Here is a 9,173-nt window from a genome sequence, read left to right as displayed (position 1 = left end):
ACATCCGTGACATCGAGGTGGACGGGCAGAAAGTGCGGGTCGGGCGGGTGCTGGCCGACAAGGCCTACACCCACCCGAGTACCCGGAAGGCGCTGCGGGAGCGCAGGATCAAGGCCACCATTCCCGAGCGCGCTGACCAGATCGGCCGCCGCAAAGCGAAGGGCAAGGCCGGTGGCAGGCCACCGGCCTTCGACCCCGACCTCTACAAGCTCCGCAATGTCGTCGAGCGATGCTTCAACCGGCTCAAACAATTCCGAGGCCTAGCGACCCGATACGCCAAACGAGCTGCCTACCACCGCGCCGAGATCATCCTCGCCTGCATCATCCTGCACCTCCGATGAAGATCCGCAGGACACGCCCTAGTCGTCGCGGGTCGTGAGGTTGTTGACGCGGGGTAGGGGCTGCGGCCGAAGCGACCGATGAGAACTGCCAAGCCGCTGCGGCCGACGCGACCGCCAAGATCATCCCGCGGGCAGCTGTGCGAGAACTCGGGCTCGTCTCGGGCTCGCAGATGCCGGGTTCTATCGCTTGGTCGGCGTCTTTGCGAATGTGCCCAGCGACGTACAGGGTCAACGTGCCACGCCAGTTGGCGCTCGTCTGCCGGACCGAACTACCGGTCAGCGGCAGTTGAGTACGTCCTGCTTCGATTGTGGCCTTGGGGAACATAGGTACAGCCGTCGGCGCTGAGATTGATCATGGTCGTACAGCACGCTGGCCGGCGGTTCTACCAGGGTTCGCCGAAGGTCGATGCTCGCGGGCGTGATCGCACCGGGCCGTGGTGATCGCCGTGCTGCCCGTACGGAATGTCCCTCTGGCCCGAAACGTCAAGCCGTGGATCTCGGCAGCGCCGAGAGCTTCGTGCGCCCGCTGATCGCCGCCATGGGCGTCCCGATCGTACGGGCGTGGTCGAGTGCCCGTGATCGCCTGCAGCACCTGCCGGGGTCTCCATTTTGCCGTTTCAGCAAGGCAAGTTGCGGGTAGGCAACTGACCGCAGCACCGTTGCTCGCATGAGCACTCACGACGTAGTCATCATCGGTGGTGGACCAGCGGGCCTGGCGGCGGCTGTGACGTTGGGCCGTGCCCGGCGTGACGTACTGGTCATCGACGCAGGCACGCCCCGCAACGCGCCTGCCACCCAGGTCCACAGCTATCTCGGACGCGAAGGTGTCGATCCGCACGAACTGCTGACCATCGGCCGATCGGAGGTCGAGCAGTACGGCGGCACCGTCCGCGACAACACCGTGATCGGCGTGGAGCGTGTCAGCGAGGATGCCCTGCGGATCACCCTTGCCGACGAGAGCACTGTTGACGCAAGGCGGGTACTGGTGGCCACTGGTGTCGTCGACGAGCTGCCCGACATTCCCGGCGTTGTCGACCGCTGGGGCGTGGACGTGCTGCACTGTGCCTACTGCCACGGCTACGAGGTCCGAGACAAGGCAATCGGGCTGATCGCCAGCGGCGTCGCCTCACTCCACCAGGCGCAACTGTGGCGTCAGTGGAGCGAGAAGGTCACCCTGTTCACCAACGAGTCCGTGGAACTGACCGCGCCGCAACGCACCGAGCTCGCCGCGCGCCAGATCAGCGTGGTGCCCGGCCGGGTCACCGGCGTCGAGGTCACCGACAACGCACTCAGCGGCGTCCGGGTCGGTGACAGCGTGACCGAAGTCCAGGCCGCCGTCGTCTTCCCCGTGTCGGTGGCCAAAGTCGACACTCTGCTCGCAGACCTGGGCCTGACGGTCGAGGTCAAGGACATGGACGGCCAGCTCATCGGCGAGACCCTGCCCGCCGACCCCCAGACGGGAGCGACCTCTGTTCCCGGGGTGTGGGCGGCCGGCAACGTGCGAGGACACCGGGCGCAGGTCATCGACGCTGCCGCACAGGGTGGGCTGACCGGGGCAATGATGAACATCGACCTGGTCACCGAGGACGTGCACCGCGCCGTCGCGGCACATCCCGCCACGCTGAACTTCTCGTGAGTCCAGCGTGCAGAAGTTCGATGAGCGCCGACACGAGGTGAAGTCCTGACACTCGCTTCGACAGCCGGCCACAGGTAAAGGGAAGGCGTTTGAGATGACAGAACACCAGCCGCTCAGCGACGAGGAGACGGCCGCCATGTTCGAGCCGCACGGCTGGGACGAGCGTTACGCCGGCCAGGAGCAGGTCTTCAGCGGACAGCCCAATGTGCAGCTCGTAGCCGAGGCGGCCGGGCTGACACCGGGCAGCTCTCTCGACGTCGGCTGCGGCGAGGGAGGCGATGTGATCTGGCTGGCCCGGCAGGGCTGGACGGTCACCGGCGCTGACTTCTCCGCAGCCGGCCTGGCACGCGCTGCCCGGCGCGCCGAGCAGGACGGCGTCGCCGACCATGTCGACTGGTGGCAGATCGACGCTCGCGTCTTCACCGCAGGCGGCCGATCCTACGACCTGGTCACCAGCCACTACCTGCAGCCGCCGGACGGCGGGATGACACAGGTGACCCGCCGGCTCGCCGACGCCGTCGCCCCCGGTGGGCACCTCCTGATCGTGGGCCATGCCCCGATGGGGTCGTCCGCCCCACTGACCGCCGGGCAGCGCGCGGCGATGTTCTATGCCAAGGACCTGCTGCCCGGCCTGCCGGACGGTTTCGACGTCCTCGCGGTCGAACAACGGCCACGGACCTTGATCCGCGGCGGAACGACGATCCACGCCGCCGACTCCACCCTGCTTGCCTGCCGTCGGCACAAGAACGGTCGGTAGGCTGAAAACAGCCTCGGGGAACATCGGTTCAGCGGTTATCGATGAGAACGATCATGCTCCTGGGGTGTCCTGCCGTGCCTGGCGCAGCAGGCGGCGGATGCGACGGCGGCTCTCGTCCGGCGGGCGGGATACCAGCGAGGTGCCAAGATCAACAAGGTAGTGGTGCCCCGACAGCGCAGCGGGTCATCGCGGGCGCGGCTGGTAGCGGTCGGTAACTGAATCGGGGTGACACGTCGGCTGCACCCGGGCTGCACATACGATCAAAGCCCACCGACGGCATCCGGAAATCCGGGATAAAACCGTTGGTGGGCTTTGATCTCTTACTGTGCGCCATCAGGGACTCGAACCCCGAACCCGCTGGTTAAGAGTCGGCATCTGGACGTGTCGGACGGTGTCGAGTGATGTCGGACAAGACCTTTTCGTCTGGTCGTGACTGGTCTGCCGTGTCGGGGTATGTCGCCTGGTGTCGGACTGTTTCGGACCTCTCGGGCGCGTCTCGGGCTCGCGGATGTCGGGGTTCTGTCGCTTGGTCCGGCGGCTTTGGAGAGCCGCGTTGGGGTGATGGCGGTGATGAGTGCGGGGGACCGGCGTGATCCGGTTGTTTCGGCTGTGAGCACGATGGTGGGGACCGTGGTCGGGCTGACGTCCGAGTTGCGCACAGGTCCTGATGGTGATCGCGGCGCTTAGGCGTATCTATGCGCTGTCTACTTTGACTTGCGTGAGAGGCCGGTCGGTCGTCCATGACACCACTGGCCCGCCACTGCGGCCTGCGGACACGGTCGCCATCTCGAGGTACGTTGGTGTCTCGGCTTCCCGTTCCCATTCGTAGAGGGTGACTCGCAGCGTGTTGCAGGCGCGACCCAGCATCACGGCGAGGGCGAAAGGGACGCGCATGAACAAGTGCACGGGCCGGCTTCCTGCGACCTTGCCGATGCGTCGGCGTAGTTCGGTGACTAGTGCGGAGCCGGCGTCAGCGGGGATGGGTTCGCGTTTCGCCACAGCGATCTCGACTGCGTGGGCGTAGAGGTGGCTTTCGACGTAGCGGCGGAAGTCTTTGTTGGGCGGCGCGGGCGCGAGATCGAGGTACACGGCGACGGGGCCATCGGCCGGACCGCCGAGGGGAATCGCGTTCTGCACGAGGGGCACTGGCTGAGTTTCAACTCCCGTCCATTCGTTTCCGTCCTGGTCGGTGACCGTGACGGCCAACCCGGTCGTGGTCGGCAACGCGGCCCCGAGCGCGAAGGCCATGCTCAGGTGTGCGCCGCCGGTGATGTGCAGGTGCTGAGCGTCGGCCGACTGCACGATGCGAGGCAGGTCGCCGAGGAACGGCGCGAAGTCTTCCCAAGCTTCGGCGGGCGGCACGGTGGTATTGCGCAGGGGCGGTCGAGTCCGAGGCGCGAGCGGTACCTTCCGGGTACCCAAGGCGGGGGTCCGAGTTTGGATGTCGAGATGCAGCCGGTTATCGACGGCCGCACGGCGGACACGGCGGATCGCCATCTCGCCGGCCAGTCGCGCTAGCCCGGCGTGGTCGAGCACCGCGAACTGGTCGAAGTCGCTCAGCGTCGCGAGTTCCTGGGGGAGCAGACGGTCAGGGGCGCCGTAGTCCAGTCCGCCGTCCGGACCGGTGATGGTATTGCCGATGGCGAAGGTGAAGGCCGAGTCCTCTTCCAGCCGAAGAAGTTCCGGTAATTCCAACTCCCGGACGTAGCTCGAATGCACCATGTCGGCCGTGACGAGGAGGACGGCTCCGGACAGTCCTGAATCAAGGGCTTCTTGCAGTCGCCGCTGGAAGCGACCCGGTGGCAGGTGGGTCTGGTCGTGCCACACGGGGACGCCATGGGCACGAAGAATCCAGGCGGCGCGTTCGGCCAGAGGGTCCCCGTCCGAGTGTCGGTAGCTGAGGAAGATCGGGTCCAAGTCGTGTATCTGGGGCATCTGCAACCTCCGGTGCAGGGATGGGACGGATCCAGGGGCGGCAGCGGTGGGGAACCGTCGCACTGGCGTTCTAGTTCTGCTCGGCGAAGACCGGGCTCGGGGTGAGTTCGGCGGCGATGGTGAGGAGGCGTTCATCGCGGACCGGGCCGTCGGGGAAAGCATCGAGGACGGCGGCCGGCACCAGGCGCTGGGTGATGTCGGAACTCGTGAAGCCGGCACGGGAACCGGTCGGGCCGGTCAGCTCGACCAGCTTCTCGATGGTGTCTGGTCGGAGGCCCAGTCCTTCCAGTGCATCGGCGAGGATGGCTCGGCGCTGCTCGGTGTCCGGCCGACTGAAAGTGAACGTCGCGGCCGCTCGGCGCATGACAGCCGGGTCAAGGGCACCAGGGCGGTTGGTGCACAAGACCACCAGGACCGGCAGTCTCATCCCGGCGAGGCTGTCGACTCCGGCGAGGAAGGCATCTACGCCGGCGCGGTCTTCGTGGTGCATCTGCTGTGCTTCTCGAGATTGGACCAGAGCGTCGGCTTCGTCGACGACGAACACGAGCACCCGCCGGGCTAGGTTGCCGGTTCGGGCTGCGGCCGCCTGCGCTTTGAGGTGGGTGAAGGCGTCGCCGATCAAGGTTGTCATCTCCCCGACGAGACCGCTTCCGCGGGTGGACAGCTTGAGCCGGTAGAGGAGGACGGGCAGGTCGAGCAGGCTGGCGAGGTCGCAGCCGAAGGACTCGGCGAGCGCGGACTTACCCGAGCCGACGTCGCCGGCAAAGACGAACAGCGGGGCGCGGTCGGTGAAGAGGGGGAGCGCGGCGATTTCGCGGGCGGGGTGGTGTGTGACGGCCCAGGCTTGCAGGCGGTCGGGCATCGCGAGAAGCATCGCCTCCTTGCGGAGGCGACGTTTGACGTCGTCGAGGCCAACGAGCCGGTTGTAGCGCGCTTGCCGAACCGGTTCGGGGAGTTCGACGACAGGGTGGAAGAGGTCGTCTTGACTGCTCATGGTGCTCTCCTGAAGTTTAGTCGTCGAGGGCGACGAACACGTCGCGGGTGACCCCGGTGCCGTTTTGGCCGTAGCTGTGGCCGGGCGTGGTGGCGCCGGTACCGGTCGCGGGTTCGGTGCCGGTGGTCCGATCGACGGGAAGTGCCTTCTTGAAGGCGGTGCGCTTGGCCTGCGGCAGGCTATTGAACTTGGTCGAGTAGTTGAGGAAGGAACAGAACGGCAGGCCGGTGACAGGTGCAGTCCTCGGCAGGCGGCCGGGACCTTCATCGAGAAGGTGGCCGCCGAGGGTGGCGCGGTAGCGGAGCCGGAGCTTCCAGAGGTTGGTGTCGGGGTCGCGGAACCCGTAGGACACGGAGTCGAGGTAGCCGTGGTTGAGCAGCTGGGCGACTTCCTCGACGTAGTCGGTGATCTCCGTGGCGCTCTCGGGTTCCCCGTACAGTGCGCGCAGCTGGCGCAGGTCTGCGCCGATCTTCGCGCCGACGTACCGGGCGTCGGTGAGGGTGAAGGATGCTGATCGGGTTATGGAGAGGGTCATGGTCATTCCCCCGGGAAGGACGGGCCGAACAGCTCGCGCCAGGCGTCATACGCGGCGCCCTGGGTGGGAGCCGTGGCGGCCCAGCTCACCGAATCGAGAGCCGAGGCAGTGGTCTCGACGAGACGCTTCCGATCGGCCTCGGTGTAGCTGGACGCGATGTTGTTTTCCGGGTTCACCGGATCCCAGATCTGGATCGGGTCGTTGGTCGTGGTGATCTCGTCGGTGGTGGAGAAGTCGCCGAAGGTGATCGGCGTCCTCAGGCCGGTGGTCGTGATGTAGGCCAGCACCTGTTCGAACGCGATGGGGTAGTCGTCGACCTGCAGTCCTGCGCCGTGCCACCCGGTGTCCCACAGGTGCGCGACGACGAGCTCGAGCAGGAAGCTCTTGCACCGCAGGTGCGGATCCCGGGACTTCGCCTCGCGGATCCAGGCCTTGAGCAATCGGACGAGCTCGGTGTAGCCCGGCCCGGCGAGCTTCCGCCGGTCGCGGATGAAGCGCAGGTGCAAGGTGACCGAGGTGAGGACGCGCTGCCCCTGGCGGGTGACCAGGAAGCCCTTGTCGTCCGCTTCGCCGGAGTAGAGGACCGGCGCGACGTCGATCTTCAGTCCTGAGCTGCGCAGCGTGATCCCGACCGCGTGCTGCGAGATTACGAAATCGTCGGCGACCTTCGTCTTGCCGTAGACCTCCTGGCAGCGCTCGCACAGCCAGTCGAGCAGCTTCGCCTCGTCGATCTCCGGATCCACGCAGCGCAGGTACGCGGCGACGTCTGCGTCCGATCCCTCGCCACGCCGCCTGCTGATAGCCGTGTGCTTGGCGGTACTGCCGGACGCGCGCAGCTTGACCAGGTCGTAGCCCGGGTTCGCCGCGAGGTGGACCTCGAGGCGTGTGCGCAGATGGTTCACCTGCTCGCGGCGCCGCTTTGCTTGCTCCTTCGCGACGTTGACCCGGCTCTCGGCGAACCGCCCCAGGACAGGATGGGTCACATGAGTCTCGCTCGACATTTTGAATCTCCCTCACGTTCCACTTCGCCGGTGCTCCCCATGCGCCACTGCGTAGCGGTCTTCGCTCGTGTCCCTGGATTTCATGCACCGGATCGGTAAACAAGATCGAGCCGATGACGGAGGAAGGTAGCATGCACTGATCGGGTAAACCAAAATGGGTCGTGGTGGCGAATGAATGTCGAGTTCGGCTCCCGGGAGCTGGCACGCACCTGCAACAGTGACCGAGCGCGAGTTGCTGCTTACGGTAAGGAATCGGCTCGGCTGATCCGGCTCCGGCTCGGGCAGCTGCATGGAGTGGTCAATCTCGCCAAGATGCGAGAGTTCGCGGCAGTACGACTGCGCTCGGGGTTGGTCGCCCAGCGGGCGGTCGTGTTCATCCCGGCCGGTCAGGAGGTCGAGTTGGTCGTGCAAGGTGCCGACGACAGTGTGAAACTCTTCGACGAAGCATCTGTGACGTCGGTGGTCGTTGTAGACGTCCTGCTTGTTGGGCTGGCGCGTCCAGGTCAACGCTCCGATGATTCATCCCTCGAGCGCAAGGGGAGCCTTCGATGACATCACCCGCGGGCTCATACCCTTACCGTCCCGAGACGCCGCCGCATCCGGGTGAAATCCTGAAAGAGCAACTCGATGAACAGCGGGTTAGCCAAGCCGATCTTGCCCGCCGCGCCGGCCTGTCCACGAAGCATGTCAACCAGATAGTCCAGGGTGTGGTATCCCTGAGTCCCGACATTGCGGTGCGGCTCGAACGCGCGACCGGAGTTTCTGCTGAAACCTGGAATCAGTTGGAAGCGGTCTACCAGACGCATCAAAGTGCTCTCGAGGACGAGCGTAAACTGGCGGGCGAAATCGGTTGGGTCGGCAAGTTTCCGCTGGCATTCCTCGCGCAAATGGGAGTGCTTCGCGATACTGGTCAGTCGTTGGCCAATCTGCAGCGGCTACTGAGTTTCTTCGGGGTCGCCACGCCTGATGTTGCGGAGCAGGCTTGGCGGGAGTATCGGCTTGCCTTCCGGCGTTCTGAACTTGTCGAAGGTGATGGCTACTCAATCGCCACCTGGCTCAGGGTGTGCGAGGTTAGAGCGCGCAATATCGAATGCGAACCCTTTAGTCGTGAGCGACTCATTGCGTCGATACCTGAAATGCGGAATCTAACGCTTCAGCAGCCCGCTCTTTGGCAAGTTGAGCTTCCGCGGCTGTGTGCTTCGCTTGGTGTTTCCCTCGTGTTCATTCCAGCGCTGAAGAATACACACTTATCGGGCGTGACACGTTGGCTTGCATCTGACAAGGTGATGATCGGGCTCAGTGATCGATTCAAGACCGACGATACTTTTTGGTTCTCGTTCTTCCATGAGCTGGCACATGTATTGCTGCACGGCAAGCGATTGACCTTTCTTGATCACGGAAAGGAGCCAGGCGACGATGGCGAGGTTGATTCGTCGCCGATATTTCTGCATGGAGACTCCAAGGTTCCAGGTGCGTCGAGCGAGTCGGAGAGGGAAGCTGATAAGTTTGCTCAGAATTCATTGATTCCTGAACAAAAGTTACAAAAGTTCCTTTCTCTGCCTGCTGCGGTCACGGAGCAGGCAATCAGAACTTTCGCGGACGACGTAGGTGTCGCACCGAGTGTTGTTGTCGGACGTCTTCAGCATGAAAAAATCGTGCCCTGGTCGTTTGCGAGGAAATTGAAAACCGTCGTGCGTTTTAATAGTAATTGATGCATTATGATGCAAGTGGGGTTTGTGCTGCACTGTCGGCAGTGTCCAATCGGGCAGACGTCGCTGCGCCGGATCAAGGAGACGCTACGGACGGCCGCTGTATCCGTCTCGACCCCGTGGCCTGGGCCGGCGGTGGGCGCGACGCTGATGTTGGGCAGAAGATCGTGATCAATCGAAATGGTCGAACCAGTTGTCGGTGTCGCGGTGTCGGTTGAGCCCGATCGCGTCGAACTCGTCGTAGTGGTCGCCTTTGTCGACGTCG

General features: G+C 64.7%; 9 protein-coding genes. 5 read left to right on the top strand and 4 right to left on the bottom strand.

Going from position 1 to position 9,173, the window contains the following annotated elements:
- The 3 genes from ACLJRL_RS31200 to ACLJRL_RS31190 form a co-directional block, all read left to right on the top strand.
- Window positions 1-341: transposase (locus ACLJRL_RS31200; RefSeq protein WP_410659905.1), on the top strand; the 341-nt coding region annotated here is incomplete at its 5' end.
- 667 nt (window positions 342-1,008) lie between these two features.
- Complete coding sequence (locus ACLJRL_RS31195; protein ID WP_410659904.1) at window positions 1,009-1,977, top strand: NAD(P)/FAD-dependent oxidoreductase; 969 nt, start codon at window positions 1,009-1,011, stop codon at window positions 1,975-1,977.
- 94 nt (window positions 1,978-2,071) lie between these two features.
- Entirely contained in the window at window positions 2,072-2,734 is a 663-nt protein-coding gene (locus ACLJRL_RS31190) for a class I SAM-dependent methyltransferase (RefSeq protein WP_410659903.1), read from the top strand.
- A gap of 693 nt (window positions 2,735-3,427) precedes the next feature.
- On the opposite strand, the gene ACLJRL_RS31185 is transcribed toward ACLJRL_RS31190, so the two are convergent.
- The 4 genes from ACLJRL_RS31185 to ACLJRL_RS31170 all read right to left on the bottom strand — a co-directional run bounded on the left by ACLJRL_RS31185 (window position 3,428) and on the right by ACLJRL_RS31170 (window position 7,199).
- On the bottom strand, window positions 3,428-4,651 hold the full coding sequence (locus tag ACLJRL_RS31185) for an SAVED domain-containing protein (RefSeq protein WP_410659902.1): 1,224 nt from the start codon (window positions 4,649-4,651) through the stop codon (window positions 3,428-3,430).
- Window positions 4,652-4,739: 88 nt separating this feature from the next.
- The gene (locus ACLJRL_RS31180; RefSeq protein WP_410659901.1) at window positions 4,740-5,663 is read right to left on the bottom strand and encodes an AAA family ATPase; all 924 of its coding nucleotides are present in this window, start codon (window positions 5,661-5,663) and stop codon (window positions 4,740-4,742) included.
- A gap of 16 nt (window positions 5,664-5,679) precedes the next feature.
- Window positions 5,680-6,198, bottom strand: a complete 519-nt coding sequence (locus ACLJRL_RS31175) for a hypothetical protein (RefSeq protein WP_410659900.1) — start codon at window positions 6,196-6,198, stop codon at window positions 5,680-5,682.
- A 2-nt stretch (window positions 6,199-6,200) separates the two neighbouring features.
- Window positions 6,201-7,199: a CBASS oligonucleotide cyclase gene (locus ACLJRL_RS31170; RefSeq protein ID WP_410659899.1), complete on the bottom strand. Its 999-nt coding sequence runs from the start codon at window positions 7,197-7,199 to the stop codon at window positions 6,201-6,203.
- 171 nt (window positions 7,200-7,370) lie between these two features.
- Between ACLJRL_RS31170 and ACLJRL_RS31165 the strand changes: the two genes are divergently transcribed.
- Window positions 7,371-7,751: a hypothetical protein gene (locus ACLJRL_RS31165; RefSeq protein ID WP_410659898.1), complete on the top strand. Its 381-nt coding sequence runs from the start codon at window positions 7,371-7,373 to the stop codon at window positions 7,749-7,751.
- Window positions 7,748-8,911, top strand: coding sequence for a HigA family addiction module antitoxin (locus tag ACLJRL_RS31160; RefSeq protein WP_410659897.1), 1,164 nt, complete (start codon window positions 7,748-7,750; stop codon window positions 8,909-8,911). Before ACLJRL_RS31165 ends, ACLJRL_RS31160 begins: the two co-directional genes overlap by 4 nt.
- Window positions 8,912-9,173 lie beyond the last annotated feature (262 nt).

The organism is Amycolatopsis sp. lyj-112, from assembly GCF_046549055.1.
In the GTDB taxonomy this organism is placed as follows: Bacteria; Actinomycetota; Actinomycetes; order Mycobacteriales; family Pseudonocardiaceae; genus Amycolatopsis.
Note: the sequence above shows the minus strand (reverse complement) of the source record. Positions and strands in the feature narration are given on the sequence as shown.